Annotated in this window: 13 protein-coding genes and 1 tRNA gene; 10 read left to right on the top strand and 4 right to left on the bottom strand. The window is 50.9% G+C overall.

The window, feature by feature from the left end:
- Positions 1-28 precede the first annotated feature (28 nt).
- The 3 genes from ACHZA2_RS03505 to ACHZA2_RS03495 all read right to left on the bottom strand — a co-directional run bounded on the left by ACHZA2_RS03505 (position 29) and on the right by ACHZA2_RS03495 (position 1917).
- Positions 29-883: a hypothetical protein gene (locus ACHZA2_RS03505; protein ID WP_319578549.1), complete on the bottom strand. Its 855-nt coding sequence runs from the start codon at positions 881-883 to the stop codon at positions 29-31.
- A 43-nt stretch (positions 884-926) separates the two neighbouring features.
- A complete protein-coding gene (locus tag ACHZA2_RS03500) occupies positions 927-1265 on the bottom strand; it encodes a hypothetical protein (RefSeq protein ID WP_319578548.1) in 339 nt (112 codons plus the stop codon).
- A gap of 97 nt (positions 1266-1362) precedes the next feature.
- Positions 1363-1917, bottom strand: a complete 555-nt coding sequence (locus ACHZA2_RS03495; RefSeq protein WP_319578547.1) for a ferritin — start codon at positions 1915-1917, stop codon at positions 1363-1365.
- A gap of 231 nt (positions 1918-2148) precedes the next feature.
- On the opposite strand from ACHZA2_RS03495, the gene ACHZA2_RS03490 reads away from it, so the two are divergent.
- Entirely contained in the window at positions 2149-3738 is a 1590-nt protein-coding gene (locus tag ACHZA2_RS03490) for an FMN-binding glutamate synthase family protein (protein ID WP_319578546.1), read from the top strand.
- A gap of 101 nt (positions 3739-3839) precedes the next feature.
- Here the strand turns inward: ACHZA2_RS03490 and ACHZA2_RS03485 are convergent, their stop codons facing one another.
- Positions 3840-5018 carry a hypothetical protein gene (locus tag ACHZA2_RS03485; protein WP_319578545.1) on the bottom strand — a complete coding sequence of 393 codons (1179 nt, stop codon included), beginning with the start codon at positions 5016-5018 and terminating at the stop codon, positions 3840-3842.
- Between the two features lie 317 nt (positions 5019-5335).
- Between ACHZA2_RS03485 and ACHZA2_RS03480 the strand changes: the two genes are divergently transcribed.
- The 9 genes from ACHZA2_RS03480 (at position 5336) to ACHZA2_RS03440 (ending at position 15376) form a co-directional block, all read left to right on the top strand.
- Positions 5336-5409: transfer RNA gene (locus tag ACHZA2_RS03480), tRNA-Lys, on the top strand.
- Between the two features lie 75 nt (positions 5410-5484).
- Positions 5485-5736, top strand: a complete 252-nt coding sequence (locus tag ACHZA2_RS03475; RefSeq protein ID WP_319540941.1) for a DNA-directed RNA polymerase subunit H — start codon at positions 5485-5487, stop codon at positions 5734-5736.
- Positions 5737-5752: 16 nt separating this feature from the next.
- Positions 5753-7312 (top strand): DNA-directed RNA polymerase subunit B'', encoded by a 1560-nt coding sequence (locus ACHZA2_RS03470; protein WP_319540181.1) that lies wholly within the window; start codon positions 5753-5755, stop codon positions 7310-7312.
- On the top strand, positions 7309-9129 hold the full coding sequence (rpoB, locus tag ACHZA2_RS03465; protein ID WP_319540182.1) for a DNA-directed RNA polymerase subunit B: 1821 nt from the start codon (positions 7309-7311) through the stop codon (positions 9127-9129). The genes ACHZA2_RS03470 and rpoB overlap by 4 nt, the downstream gene beginning before the upstream one ends.
- A gap of 13 nt (positions 9130-9142) precedes the next feature.
- Positions 9143-11803 (top strand): DNA-directed RNA polymerase subunit A', encoded by a 2661-nt coding sequence (locus ACHZA2_RS03460; protein ID WP_319540183.1) that lies wholly within the window; start codon positions 9143-9145, stop codon positions 11801-11803.
- The gene (gene rpoA2 / locus ACHZA2_RS03455) at positions 11803-13794 is read left to right on the top strand and encodes a DNA-directed RNA polymerase subunit A'' (protein ID WP_394698474.1); all 1992 of its coding nucleotides are present in this window, start codon (positions 11803-11805) and stop codon (positions 13792-13794) included. Before ACHZA2_RS03460 ends, rpoA2 begins: the two co-directional genes overlap by 1 nt.
- A gap of 10 nt (positions 13795-13804) precedes the next feature.
- On the top strand, positions 13805-14092 hold the full coding sequence (locus ACHZA2_RS03450; RefSeq protein ID WP_319540184.1) for a 50S ribosomal protein L30e: 288 nt from the start codon (positions 13805-13807) through the stop codon (positions 14090-14092).
- 9 nt (positions 14093-14101) lie between these two features.
- A complete protein-coding gene (locus ACHZA2_RS03445) occupies positions 14102-14530 on the top strand; it encodes a NusA-like transcription termination signal-binding factor (RefSeq protein ID WP_319540185.1) in 429 nt (142 codons plus the stop codon).
- 78 nt (positions 14531-14608) lie between these two features.
- Positions 14609-15376 (top strand): hypothetical protein, encoded by a 768-nt coding sequence (locus ACHZA2_RS03440; protein WP_319578544.1) that lies wholly within the window; start codon positions 14609-14611, stop codon positions 15374-15376.
- Positions 15377-15394: the final 18 nt, after the last annotated feature.

Raw genomic sequence — 15394 nt, 5'->3', positions numbered from 1 at the left:
CATGAAAAAAGCAGGAGATGATGTATGATTATTCTCTCCGAAACAAGGCAGATGCAACTAGAAGACTGCAGACTCCGATGACTCCTGGCAGTGGTGATTTGGTTGGTGCAGGTAGTGGTGTCTGGGTAGGAGTACTTTTGGTCTCATTGGGAGTTATTGTTGGGGTAACAGTAACAGTCTGCGTTGGAGTAACAGTTGGTGTACTCTTCTCTCCTCCGGTGACGTTAACAGAGTTCTCACTGATAAAACCCTTTTTATCAGAGAGGCTGATCTGATACTCTCCTGCTTCAGTGACTGGTATCCTGGTGGAAAAATGCCCATCTTTGTCTGCATACCCGGGGCTTGTAATCAACTGCTGGGGTCCGAAGGTGAAGTTATCCGGACCAAATGCACGGAGGGTGATCACACTATTATCCATGTCTTTGATCTTCCCGGTTACAACCAGAGCTGTTTCGATATCCTGTGTCTGGGCCGACTCCAGGACCAGCTCATCTGAGCGGTCTACAATCATCACAACCCTGCGGGTGACCGATGCAGAGCCCAGTGAACTTTCTACGAACTCTTTCCCGTCTGAAATAATATTGTGAATTTCGAGTTTATACTGCCCCTTCTGGAGATCACGGGTCTCAAAATCTGTCCTGAATAACCTGCTCTGATCAACTATCACTTTCTGTCTGGCGACTTCCCCTGCAGTATATTTCGAGTAGAAGAGAACGATATCAAAATGGGTATTTTCAGGAAACGATGTTTCTCCGGTGACTGTCAGAGGGACACCGGCATTGACATGATCCGGTGCATCAATGGTAATAATATATGCATCAACACTGCAGATCAGGGCTGATACAATGAGGAGGAGGATGATAATCCGGGATCTGAATGACATACCAAGAGATCTGATCCCAGAATATTAGGCCTTATCGCCCGGTTCAGTCACACTCCATGGCATACCGTGCTCCTATCTTATGTGCTGTCTCCTGGCCAGAAATTTTCCTGATCCTCTCCTCCAGGCGGAAGAAGTATTCCGGCGAGAGGCAATGCAGACTCTCTTCCCCGGTGAGCATCAGATCGATCAGGTACCTGAACTCATCATCAGAGAGTCGTCCGATCCGTGCGTCAAAATCATCTACATCTTTTGAGTAATGGTTGGCAACCGGGGGGAGGAGTGATTTATACGCCACGCCGGATCCTCTGCAGGCTTCACCGCTGAATTCAGGCGCCATGGCTGTGAGAAGTATGAGATCCTGTTCTCTGAGTACCCGTACCATACTCAGTTCATTGATTTTCTCCTGATATCCGAACTTCGGCGCAACCAGGTGATCCTGCAGTCTCCTGAAAAAAATGAAAATGAAAAATCATTGTGATTTAAGTGCTTGTTGATGCCGGAGGGGTATACACACGGGTAGCCATCTCCTTGTCAAGCATGTACAGCAACCCGACACCTTTCTCCTGGCTTATCATCTTCAGTTGATCAAGAGTATTACGTGCGTTCTCTTCTTCTTCCACCTGTTCGCTGACAAACCACTGCAGGAAGTTCACAGTTGCATGATCCTTTTCACTCATAGCCAGGTCCACCAGGTTGTTTATCAGTCCGGTTACCTTCAGTTCATGTTCAAGTTGGGCTTCAAACGCGTCCTGCGGACTTTTCCATGATGATGGTGGTGCCTGAACAGGCTGCAGCACGGCACGCCCACCCCGTGCGCATAGATAATCAAAGAACTTCAGGGCATGATCGCGCTCTTCCATCGCCTGAATGCGTTCCCAGCTGGCAAACCCCTTCAGTCCGGCTGAGTCAAACCATGATGACATTGAGAGGTACAGGTATGCTGAGTAGAACTCTGCATTTATCTGATCATTAATCGCTTTTTCGAGTTTAGGGTTCATTGCTCCCTTTGGTGAAGCCTTTCGTACTGGTGCCATGTGTGCTGATAAGCTCTGTTCATATATATTGGTGAGGTGGTTATTCAAAAAGCCCAGGATGTAACCCGACAACTTCCTTCTATCCAAACACCTTAAAATTATCCATTTTTTTTAAGAACGAGAGAAGGAAAGGGATTATACCTCACTGCGATCTACTTCTGTTATCCGGCATCCTTTCGGACCGGAGTTGTGAGTTCCCGCACGTGGATACATGTGCAGGGGAGATGCCTCATGAATTTGAAACGTCCTAATTCCAATGAAGCCGTAGGCACAGTGAATCGTTCAAAAGACGTGGTGCCCATGTCGGGAATGTGTTCCCGGTGTGTTGACGGATGTAAAGGCGCCTGTGATATCTGGCTTGCATCGTTCCGTGGCCGTGAAGTTCTGTATCCCGGGCCTTTTGGTGAGGTCACTGCAGGGGCAGACAAAAACTACCCGATCGATTACTCTCATCTGAATATTCATGGCTATGCTGTCGGGGCAAACGGACTGCCTGATGGTGTGACAGCAAATCCTGACACCGCTGTTTTTGATGATGTCAACACCGAGGTTGATTACGGCTGGGACATCAAAGTCAAGATGAAAGTTCCAATCTTCACCGGTGCACTGGGCTCCACTGATATTGCACGAATCAACTGGGAGCACTTTGCCATTGGTGCAGCCATCTCCGGTGTCACCCTTGTCTGTGGTGAGAATGTTTGTGGTGTCGATCCCCAGATGACTCTTGGCTCAGATAAGAAAGTGGCTTCATCACCTGAAATGGATCGCCGCATCAATACGTACAAAAAGTTCCACCAGGGATATGGAGAAATTCTTGTCCAACTGAACGTCGAGGATACCAGGCTTGGAACTGCAGAATATGTTGCGTCCAAGCACAACCTTGAAACGATCGAGCTCAAATGGGGTCAGGGTGCCAAGTGTATCGGTGGCGAGATTAAGGTTAAGGATCTTGCACGTGCCCAGGAACTCAAGAAGCGTGGATACATTGTTCTCCCCGACCCGACCCGTTCTGATGTCCAGGCATCATACAAGGCCGGAGCAATCAAGGAGTTTGAACGCCACTCACGGCTTGGGTTTGTCTCCAAGGAAGGATTCCTTGAGGAAGTGGATCGTCTCCGTGGGATCGGGTTCAAGCGTGTGACCCTCAAGACCGGTGCATACTCCATGAAAGAACTCGCCATGGCAATCAGGTGGAGTTCTGAAGCAAAGATCGACCTCCTCACCATCGACGGAGCACCGGGAGGCACTGGTATGAGCCCATGGCCGATGATGAACGAGTGGGGTATCCCGACCTTCTACATCCAGTCACTGGCGTACCAGATGGCATGTGATCTCCAGAAGAAGGGAATGCGGGTTCCTGACCTTGCAATTGCAGGTGGGTTTGCTGACGAGGCAAATGCATTCAAGGCTCTCGCCATGGGTGCACCGTACTTCAAGGCAGTCTGTATGGGCCGTGGCCTCATGATTCCGGGAATGGTCGGCAAGAACATCGAAAAGTGGCTCAAGGCCGGGGAGCTCCCGAAGAGTGTCTCCAAGTATGGTTCATCGGTTCCTGAGATCTTTGTTGCATACGAAGAACTCAAGGAGAAGTTCGGAGCCAAGATGGATGAGATTCCGCTCGGTGCCCTGGGTATCTACACCTATGCACAGAAGTTCAAGACCGGCATGTCACAGATCATGGCAGGAAGCCGGAACTTCTCGTTCAAGTCAGTCTCGCGCAGAGACCTGATGGCACTCACTCCTGAGGCTGCAGATGTTTCAGGGATTCCGTATGTGATGGAAGCATACCGGGATGAGGCTTGGGATATCCTCCTTCAATAACTGCAGGAAATGCATCAGACTCCCTGCAGGGGAATCCCTTTTTTTAATACCTGTTCTTAGTCAGGTACACCGTAATGCCTGCTATAACCCTGATCATATGATTATGACTGGGGCGGAGTTGTCTGCCCGGTGGTAAAACAGTACTTAGCAAGCGCATCGATCACTTTTATCGAGATTCCCGCCCCGAGTTCTGGCTCCATTGACTCAAGCCAGACAAAGAAACCGACTTTCGGAGGGGTCTTCCGCTCAAATTTGAAACACCCCTGACCGTCAAAGACCATCTTATAATACTCCTTCTTCTGCCGCAGTCTGAAGTAGATGAGCGGGGTGTAGTCTGGCAGATCTGCTGCGAGGATCATCTTGGAGAACTGCTCAGCAATATCCTCGGGAGAGAGGCTCTTGTCTTTGTATGTGAATCGGTACCGCTCACAAAGCCGTTTTATTGTTGATGGATACAGCCGGCCGAAGAGGATCTTCTTGACCAGAGTTGCAGTCCGGTGAGGCGATGGGAATGCGGGCATGGCGTCCCCTTCAGGAAGGTGGGTGAAGACCCATTCGCGCTCAAGGTCGTGGAAGATCTTGTATGACAGAGGGTTTGCGAGCTCAAGACTTGTGGCCCTTACTGTTTTTCCAGCAGGAAGGACCGGCTTCATGGTATTTTTGTTCCAGGTTCCTGAAATGTGCGTCCTGAATGTTTCACATGCCTGGGTACAGATTGAGAGATGCTCTTCTGATCCGAGAACTTTTCTGCCACCTTTGTAGTTTGTGAGGGGAAATGAGGTTATCAGGATGAAGGTGACCGCCTTCAGATTGAAGAGGTAGCGGATCATCTGTTTTTTGTAGTAGATCTCCTGCATAAAATCCTTGAGATCAGACGGTGATGTGACCACTTCCACAAAAACCAGTGAGTTATCATGTTTGATGAGCAGGAGATCGAACTCTGCAAGGTCCTGCCCGTTTCCCCGAAGGGTGATATCCCCGTTTCGCGAGTAGAAGAACCCATCCTGTCCGAGTGCAGGGATCTCTTTCTTTCCCCTTACGTCTGCCCCTTTTAGAACCACTGCCTTGATAACATTTGTACGGGATGCAAGATCAAGAAAGAGTTCATACGAGATCATCTCAAACCAGCGACCTTCGGCAGACCGCATGTATGAGATCTCCTCTGAGAAGAGGTTCTGCCGTTCAATCCGTGAAAGGTGCCTGACTGCCCTTATTGCGTGCTCCTTTCTCGGTTGACAGAGTTTTTTGTTCTCTTCTATCCATCGGCTGAGTTCATCCATGATGCCCAGCCTGTATTAGCCATATTGGTACCACTCAGTATCGCCCCTGAAAAAACGGAATCTCTGAGTAACTATTGGCCTATAGGATCCGGGATCCCTTCAGCTATCTTGACGTATGAACAGTGATTCCAGTAAAACTGTTTATCTGATCCTGCATATATGTTATACACGCGCCGGTATGCTGTTCATTATCCTGCTGAATTGACCAGGTTTCAAGCAGGTATGGTGAACCTGGCCGGTCTGGAAATGAATGGAAAGAGCAAACCTTTATCCCTCATCGCAGCCTCTTTATGATGCTACAAGAGAGATGAGAAAGTGGGTTCGTAGCTCAGTTTGGCAGAGCGCCTGGCTTTTAACCAGGTGGTCGGGGGTTCAAATCCCCTCGAGCCCGTTCCACTTGCAGTTGTGGTTTTTTCGTGCACAGATTTTTTAATCGAATTGCAGTCGCAATCGAGGGGGTATGGCGTTGAACGCCGAGCTGAATGTACTTAAGCATGAGATGGTACCAGAGCACAGTATCATGAGCGATGACGATGTCAAAGCGCTCTTTTCCAAGTATAATATCGGACAGGAACACCTGCCCAAGATATATCATGATGATCCGGCAGTGCTGGCCATAGGGGCCCGGATCAATGACGTCATCAAGATCGTCAGAAAGAGTATGACCGCCGGTCGTGCAGAGTCCTACCGTCAGGTAGTAAAGAGACCCAAGAAGTGAGCCTGGGGCTGATCTTTTGATTGATAGGAGCATCCTTTCACAGGCATATTTTGCCCGGGACCATGTAGCCCGGCATCAGCTGGATTCGTTCAATTATTTTCTGACTCATAATCTGCATAAGGTCGTTGAAGAGCAGCGGGTTATTGAAACAGATATTGAGTCACGGGGTAAAGGAAACGAACCGGTATCGGTTGAGCTAGGAGACCTGAAAATATTACGGCCCCTTGTCAGGGAAGCAGACGGTTCGCAGTCTGAACTCTTCCCTGGGGAGGCGAGGCTGCGCAATATCACATACGCAGCGCCGATTCAGCTGGATCTTACCCTTGTTCAGGGTGGAGTCCGCCAGGAACCGGTGACCGCTACCATCGGGCAACTCCCGATCATGGTAGGATCAGTAGCCTGCAATCTGTCAGGCCTGACCGAAGAGGAGCGTGTCTCTCATGGTGAGGATCCGCTCGATCCCGGGGCCTATTTCATTGTCAACGGAACAGAGCGGGTTCTAATGACGCTCGAGGATCTTGCCTCAAACAAGATCATGACCGAGTACACCGAGAGATACAACGAGCGCATTTATGTTGCAAAAGTGTTCTCCCAGTTCAGGGGATATCGTGCCCTCGTGGTTGTGGAACGTAACCGCAAGAACCTGCTTGAGGTCACCTTCCCGTCTGTTGCCGGTCATCTTCGGTTCGTGGACCTGATGCGTGCTCTCGGGATGACCAGCGATGCAGAGGTTGTCAAGGCTGTCTCAACTGACGAGGAGATCCTCACCTTCATGATGCAGAATCTTGAAGAGAGCGAGTGCGACTCGGTCGAGTGCGGAGTGATGTATGTCGGTAAGAAACTGGCACCAAACCAGACCCGCGACTACCAGAAGAAACGGGCAGAATTTGTGCTTGACAACTACCTGCTTCCGCATCTCAACTACATGATGCCGCGGTTTGTACATGAGGAGGACGAGGAGCAGATGAAGATCGTCCGCTCTGTCAGACTTGCAAAGGCACACTTCCTCGGACGTATGGCTGAGGCCTGCTTTGATCTCGTACTGGATCGCCGGCGTATCGATGATAAAGATCACTACGCAAACAAACGGCTCAAACTCGCGGGGGACCTTATGGAGGATCTCTTCCGTATCTCCCTCAACCGGCTGACCCGTGATATCAAATACCAGCTCGAGCGTGCCAGCATGAGACACCGCGACCTCTCAATAGCAACCGCGGTCCGTGCCGATGTGCTGACCGAGCGATTGCTCCACCCGCTTGCCACCGGTAACTGGGTAGGAGGAAGGACCGGTGTGTCGCAGCTCCTTGACCGTATTGATCACATGAGTGTGCTCTCACACCTCCGCCGTGTCATCTCCCCGCTCTCTCGTTCCCAACCTCACTTTGAGGCTCGTGATCTGCATCCAACCCAGTGGGGACGGATCTGTCCGAGTGAAACCCCTGAAGGTCCGAACTGTGGTCTGGTGAAGAACTTCGCCCAGATGGTTGAGATCAGCAAGGGAGTATATGACGATGAAGAGATCATCAGGATGCTCTACGGCCTCGGTGTTGAACAGATCAGAGGTGAGCTTCAGTGATAGAGACAAAATCCCGTGTGTTCGTTGATGGGGCACTCATCGGCCTTGTCGATGATCCCAAGGATCTGGTCCAGAAGATCAGAACCATGCGCAGGCAGGGTGTCATCTCAACCGAGGTGAACTGTTCGCACAAGGAGTTCAACGGCGATATCATCATCCATACCGATCGCGGGCGTGCCCGCAGACCGTTGATCGTTCTTCAGGATGGGAAACCAATGATCACTGAGGACGATCTCCTGAAACTGAAAAACAAGGAGATCGCGTTTCTTGATCTGATTACCAGCGGTGTTATCGAGTTCGTGGATGCTGAAGAGGAAGAAGATCTCTTCATCGCAATGACGCCCGATGATATTACTCCTGCTCACACTCATCTTGAGATCGATCCGTCACTGATTCTTGGTATTGGGGCAGCACATGTCCCGTTCCCTGAACACAACGCATCACCGCGTGTAACGATGGGTGCAGGAATGGTCAAGCAGGCGCTCGGGTTTGCGAACGCTAATATGAAACTCAGGCCTGATACCCGTGGCCACCTGCTTCACTACGTTCAGAAGCCTCTCGTGTACACTCAGACATCAGAAGGAATCGGGTCCGATGATCGTGCCGCAGGTCAGAACTTCGTGGTTGCCATCCTCTCGTACGAAGGGTACAACATTGAAGATGCTCTCATCTTCAACAAGGCCTCAATCGACCGTGGTCTTGGTAGATCCCACTTTTTAAGAACATACGAGGGTGAAGAGCGCCGGTATCCTGGAGGTCAGATCGACCGTATCCAGGTTCCTGACGAGGATGTGGTCGGTGCCCATGGTGCAGACTATTATGCAAATCTGGATGATGACGGAATCATCAACCCGGAGACTGTTGTTAACGAGAAGGATGTCATTATTGGCAAGACTTCTCCACCCCGTTTCCTGGAAGAGCCAAGCTCTGAACTGATTACTGTTGAGAAACGGCGTGACACCTCGGTCACCATGCGAAGTAATGAGCATGGTATCGTTGACACTGTCATCCTGACCGAAGGAGAGAACAACTCCAAGCTCGTCAAGGTCAGAACCCGTGACCTCCGAATACCCGAGGTTGGCGACAAGTTCGCATCACGCCACGGGCAGAAAGGAGTTATCGGACTCATCACTCCTGCCGTGGACATGCCGTTCACCGAGTCAGGGATGCAGCCTGATCTTGTCATCAATCCGCATGCAATTCCGTCTCGTATGACCATCGGGCATATGCTTGAGATGCTTGGTGGCAAGGTCGGATCGCTCGAAGGTCACAGGGTGAACGGAACCGCCTTCTCCGGAGCGAGAGAGGAAGACCTCCGTGGTTCACTCAAAGCATTCGGGTTCTCCCACACCGGGCGTCAGGCTATGTGGGATGGAATCACCGGCAGGAGATTCCAGGCAGATATCTACATCGGTGTCATCTACTACCAGAAACTCTACCACATGGTATCTTCGAAGATGCACGCACGTTCACGCGGTCCTGTTCAGGTTCTGACCCGTCAGCCAACTGAAGGTCGTGCCCGTGAAGGAGGTCTTCGTTTTGGTGAGATGGAACGTGATGTGATGATCGGACACGGAGCAGCAATGGCTCTCAAAGAGCGTCTGCTTGAAGAGTCAGATAAGGTCACCGAGTTTGTCTGCGCCAACTGTGGTATGGTCGCAATGCTTGACCGGAAGATGAACATCACCCGTTGCCTCAATTGTGGCAATGAGACTGATATCTATCCTGTTGAGATGAGTTATGCCTTCAAACTCCTCCTCGATGAGATGAAGAGTATGATGATTGCACCCCGTCTCAACCTTGAGGATGTTGTATAAGGAGGAGTGAAACATGGCAAGCCCAAAACGAATTGGGAGGATCGAGTTCGGTCTCCTCTCCCCGAAAGAGATCCGCCAGATGAGCGTCCGCAAGATCATCTGGGCTGATACCTATGATGATGACGGGTTCCCGTATCCTCAGGGTCTCATGGATCTGCACCTTGGTGTCATCGACCCCGGTCTGCGGTGCAAGACCTGCAGCCAGAAGGCCGGTGAATGCCCCGGTCACTTCGGTCACATCGAGCTCGCGAAGCCGGTCATTCACGTGGGATATACTCGTCTGATCAGGAAACTGCTCAGGGTTACCTGCCGTGAATGTGGCCGCCTCCTCCTCTCACCCGAAGAGATCGAGAAGATCATGGGTCCCGAAGATGAGAGCAGCGGTGACTCTCTCTCAGAGAAGGATGTCAAAAAGGAACGTATTTGCCCTCACTGCGGTGAACAGCAGCTCAAGATTAACTTTGAGAAACCAACCACATTTGCTGAGGTCACCACCGATGACCGTGGTAAAAAGGTCGAAAACAAGCTGACTCCTGCAGATATCAGAGCACGGCTTGAGAAGATTCCTGATGAAGACCTGATTCACCTTGGAATCGAGCCTTCGGTTGCACGCCCTGAGTGGACGATCCTCACCGTGCTCCCGGTTCCCCCGGTCACGATGCGTCCATCCATTATCTTGGAGAACGGTCAGCGGTCTGAGGATGATCTCACCCACAAACTTGTGGATATCATTCGTATCAACCAGCGGTTCAAAGAGAATCAGGATGCTGGAGCACCACAACTGATCATCGAGGATCTCTGGGAACTGCTCCAGTACCATGTCACCACGTACATGGATAACGAGGTGGCAGGATGTCCACCTGCACGTCACCGGTCAGGAAGGCCGCTCAAGACACTCTCACAGCGTCTGAAAGGAAAGGACGGTCGTTTCCGTGGCAGTCTTTCTGGTAAGCGTGTTAACTTCTCCTCGCGTACTGTCATCTCCCCAAGCCCGAACCTCTCGGTTAACGAAGTTGGTATCCCGCTCAAGATCGCCAATGAGATGACCATCCCTGTTCAAGCCACCATATACAATATCGACGAGCTCCGACAGATCGTCAAGATAGGTCCTGAGAGACCTGGCGTGAAGAGTCCGTGCGGTGCTAACTATGTCATCAGGCCTGACAAGCGGCGTATCAGGCTGGTGAAGGGAACCGGAGCAGAAGACGGGAACCTTGAATTCGTATCAGAACAGATTGAACCCGGCTGGATCGTCGAGCGTCACCTTCGTGACGGCGACATCGTTCTCTTCAACCGTCAGCCTTCCCTGCACCGGATGTCCATCATGGCCCACTGGGTCAAACTGATGGATGGAAAGACATTCAGGCTCAATCCTGCAGTATGTCCTCCCTATAACGCAGATTTTGATGGTGATGAGATGAACCTGCATATTCCTCAAACCGAGGAGGCACGGGCAGAGGCAGCAATGCTCGCAAGTGTGCAGGAGAACATTCTCTCACCGCGTTTCGGCGGTCCGATCATCGGTGGTATTCACGATCATATCTCCGGAATCTTCCTGCTTACGCATATGGTAAGATGGTTCACCAAGGGTGAGGCTATCGATCTTCTCAAAAACAATAATGTAGATCGCCTTGGAAAACCTGGGAAGGTCGAGGATGGTGTTGAATACTGGAGTAACAAGCAGGTCTTCTCCAGGATTCTCCCGTCTGATCTGAACATGGTCTTCCAGGCATCATCCTGTAAGAACTGTGAGAAGTGCATGAAAGCCGAGTGCGATCGTGATGCGTACGTTCAGATTCGAGATGGAAACCTCATCTCCGGTGTCATCGACAAGCGTGCCGTTGGGGCATTTGATGGTGCAATCCTTCACAGGATCATCAGGCAGTACCAGTATTCACGCGCAGCCCGGTTCATTGATGATGTCACCAGGCTCTCTATTCGCGCCATCATGCATGACGGTTTCACATTCGGTATTGATGATGAAGACCTCTCCAAGAGTGACTATGGTCAGATTCGTGAGGTCCTTGCCCAGGCTGCTGAAGATGTGAACCGGAGGATCAAGATCTTTGAAGATGGTCAGCTCGAGCCAATGCCGGGCAGGACTCCTGAAGAGACTCTTGAGATGCAGATCATGCAGGTGCTTGGAAAGGCTCGTGATAACACTGGTGAGATTGCAGGCCGTCACCTTGGTCTCTCAAACTCGGCAGTGGTCATGGCTGTATCCGGAGCCCGTGGTTCGATGTTGAACCTGACCCAGATGGCAGGTTGTGTCGGACAGCAGGCAGTTCGTGGTGAGCGTATCATGAGAGGGTACGAAGACCGTACGCTCCCGCATTTCAAGAAAGATGAACGTGGGGCGATGGGTCACGGGTTTGTGATGAACAGTTACAAGTCCGGTCTCAACCCGACTGAGTTCTTCTTCCATGCAATCGGAGGTCGTGAAGGTCTTGTGGACACTGCAGTCCGTACTTCACAGTCAGGTTACCTCCAGCGGCGTATGATCAACGCTCTGCAGGATCTCAAGGTTGCATATGATGGTTCAGTCCGGACCACCGGCGGTCGTATCATCCAGATTGAGTACGGTGAAGACTCAACAGATCCGATGAAGAGTTCGTTTGGTGAGCCTGTGGATGTCGAAGGTATTGTGGGCAACATTCTCAAGGAGGAGATCTGATGATGGGAGAACTTCCCGATATCTCGGCAGAGGCAGCCAAGGTTGTGCTCAAATATTTTGAAGAGCACCGCGTTAAACGCCGATTCCCAGAAGATGTTCCTGACCATATCCGTGAGATTCTCATGGAGATGGTTGAGTGGGTGATGAAGGAGGAGGAAGGGGTAGAAGACTCCCTTCTTGATGATCAGGCCTTCATCGCAAGGATGGAAGATCTTATCCATGCAGAGAAGTTTTATGAGTGGCTAAATGACCGCTTTTATCAGCTGACCCTGCAGGATCATGAACCCGAGAGCGAGAATGAGAGTGAAGAAATTCCTCCCGTCGAAGGCGAGGTCATCATCACCCCGATCCGAAAGACCAAACTTACCAATCAGGATAAGAAGGCAATCGAGATCAGGGAGTTCTTTGCAGATCACATCCTGACCACAGATAAGATTCCGGAGATTCCAGAAAGGATAGAGAAACTCCTGAAGGAGCAGATCAAGGAGTTCAAGAAGGATGAGAACCCGAACTTCAGGCTGACTCAGAAGCAGTATAATGTTTTCCTCGGAGAACAGCTGAAGCAGGGCAACTTCGAGAACTGGCTTGTCCAGGCATTCCCTCTGTCTGCAGATCTAGGTAAAGGCGATATCCCGGTACGTCGCGAGGAACCGGTTGAAGCGATGAAGATCCCCGACTGGGTCGATCTCTCGCGGTTTGAGACACTTGACCGGTTCCAGCAGGATAAGTACAGGGAACTGCTTCGCGATCACCTGCCGAGAATTGAGGAACTGGTAGAGCATCCAGAAGCACTTGCCAGGATCAATAACCGGTTCTTTGGTATCCTTGAACCAAATCTTCCCCACCGTACCAATACTGCACTTGCCAAGATCGTGATTAAGCGTGAGATCGAAGGAATTGATGCCCCTCAACGGTTCATTACCGATGATCAGTTTGTAGGGATCATGGCACAGGTGCTCAAGGAGTACAAGCACACCAGGATCGAACCGTGTGAAGCTGTAGGTGTGATCGCTGCTCAGTCCATTGGTGAGCCTGGTACCCAGATGACCATGCGTACCTTCCACTACGCTGGTGTGGCCGAGATCAACGTTACCCTCGGTCTGCCCCGTCTTATCGAGATCATGGATGCCAGAAAGGAGCCATCCACCCCGACTATGACGATCTATCTGCGTGAAGGATATGCTGCCGACCGTGACAAGGCCAGGCAGGTCTCATGGCAGATTGAGGCGGCTCCACTCCAGGAGTTTGGTGATATCACCACCGATATGGCTAAGATGCAGATCGTGGTTCACCTCAACAAACAGGTCTGTGACAAGCGGAAGATCAGTATCAAGGAGATCCTTGAAGCCGGGCCTAAGAAGATCCGTGAGCGCCGCCACTACCGTGACTTTGATCATGAGATCGATGAGGCCAATGGTTTCATTGTCTTCCTGCCAAAGGATCGCGGGAGCTATCAGAACCTCTTCCAGCTCAAGGAACATGTCAGAAATGTCATCGTTCAGGGAATTGATGATATTGAGCGTGTGGTGGTCAGGAAAGAATCCGGCGAGTACATCCTCTACACAGAAGGTTCAAACCTGAAGGATGTCTTCGCAGTCCGTGGTGTGGATACCTCCAGGACGAGGACCAACAACATCAACGAGATCTCTCAAGTGCTTGGTATCGAGGCAGCACGCAATGCAATCATCAATGAAGCCCTTGCAACGCTTGGTGAACAGGGTATCATGGTTGATGTCCGTCACATTATGCTCGTTGCTGACATGATGTGCATGGAAGGTGAGGTCAAACAGATCGGACGTCACGGTATTGCAGGAGAGAAGGAGAGTGTCCTCTCCCGTGCAGCATTCGAAGTGACTGTCAATCACCTCCTTGATGCAGCGGTAGCCCATGAAGCAGATATTCTCTGCGGGGTCACTGAGAACGTCATCGTCGGTCAGCCGATTCAGCTCGGAACCGGGGATGTTAAATTAGTAGTAAGGCAGAAAGTATAGGGTATTTCATATGGATTTCAACACTTCCCTCAGACGGGCAATCAAGACCGGGACCGTGATCCTTGGTCAGAATGAGACTAGAGAGAGCATCGAGAGCAAGAAAGCACAGCTCATTGTGGTTGCAGAGAACTGCCCGAAGGAGTTTGTTGAGTACCTTTCCGGCAAGGAACAGGTCAAGGCTCACACCTTCCCGGGTTCAAGTGTCCAGCTCGGCCGTGCCTGTGGTAAGCCATTCATGGTAAGCGCCCTGGCAGTTGTGGAAGCAGGCGAGTCTGACATCCTGAGCCTTTCAAGGTAAGCGAGTGGTATGGGAGTAGTTCTTAACGAAGAGAAGCTGGCCCTGATCGCCCGGTTTGAGCACCTGACCGGTGCGGGAAGCCGTGACGTCATCGCCGACGAGGAGAATAACCGGTTTATCTTTATCGTAAATAACGGTGAGATGGGGCTTGCCATCGGCAAACAGGGTGCCAATATTAAGAAAGCAGCCGAAACGCTGGGCAAGCGCTGTGAGGTTGTGGAGTACTCGGATGATCCGAGTCAGTTCCTCAAGAACTGCTTCCATCCAGCCAAGGTCACTGAGATTCAGTACTCGGATTACCACGGTGATCAGATCGCCCATGTGGTGATCATGGATGAGGATCGGGGACTTGCTATCGGAAAGGCAGGCAAGAATCTGAACCGCACAAAGATGCTTGCTCTCCGCGAGCACAATATCCAGAACATTATTCTCGAGTAACCTCTTTTTTTGCACCGATTATCTGTTTGATTCAGATCATAATCCTGAAATAGTAATCAGGTTGAACAGACTTCTATTATGGATAGAACCAGAGCGTTACTGGTGAGTCTTGTACTTCTCTCACTGACAGTGATAGGATTAGGAACTGCAGCAGAGACCGGGACATTTCCAGTACCCGTAGAGACGATCCAGCCTCCAGCAAATCTCTCAATCGGAGTGCAGGTTGATCAGATGGGGTCATCGATCACCGCGACCTTCCGCGGCGGCTTTGGTCAGAATCTTCTGAAGTCACTGCAGATAACAGTCACATCACCCGACGGCAAAACAGAGTCAAAGAACCTTGGGTGGGAGACCGGTGATACGGTCACATTCACGGGGACAGGGTGCGGTGACCAGGTTACCGGAAATGCAGTCTACATGGATGGAGTCGAATATCCGTTCCTCAACGAAGTGCTTCCATCAGTATCTGGAATATGCAGTACAGACTATAAAGTAGTCGTTGATCCCTGTGAGGAGATCGCTGCATCACCGGCATTGAAACCCGATCCAATCGAGGAGATACCGGCAAACAAGTCTGTTGCCATTCAGGCAAATGTAGATATAAGAACCATCACCGTGGAGTACCGCGGTGGATTTGGCCAGAATATCATTAAGTCACTGAAGGTCACCAGGTATGCTCCTGACGGAACGACGGAGACAAAGGATCTCGGCACCAGTACCGGCTCAACTGTAACCTTCGTGGCATCTAACAACTGCATGGAGCGGATAGGTGCTGATGTAGCATTCATGGATGGGACACAGTATCACTTCTTTGATCAGGTTCTTCACATCAGCAGAACCTACTAACATTTTTAAAAAAGATTG

It is taken from the genome of uncultured Methanospirillum sp., from assembly GCF_963668415.2.
Taxonomy (GTDB): Archaea; Halobacteriota; Methanomicrobia; order Methanomicrobiales; family Methanospirillaceae; genus Methanospirillum.
This window is presented reverse-complemented; position numbering and strand designations above follow the sequence as displayed.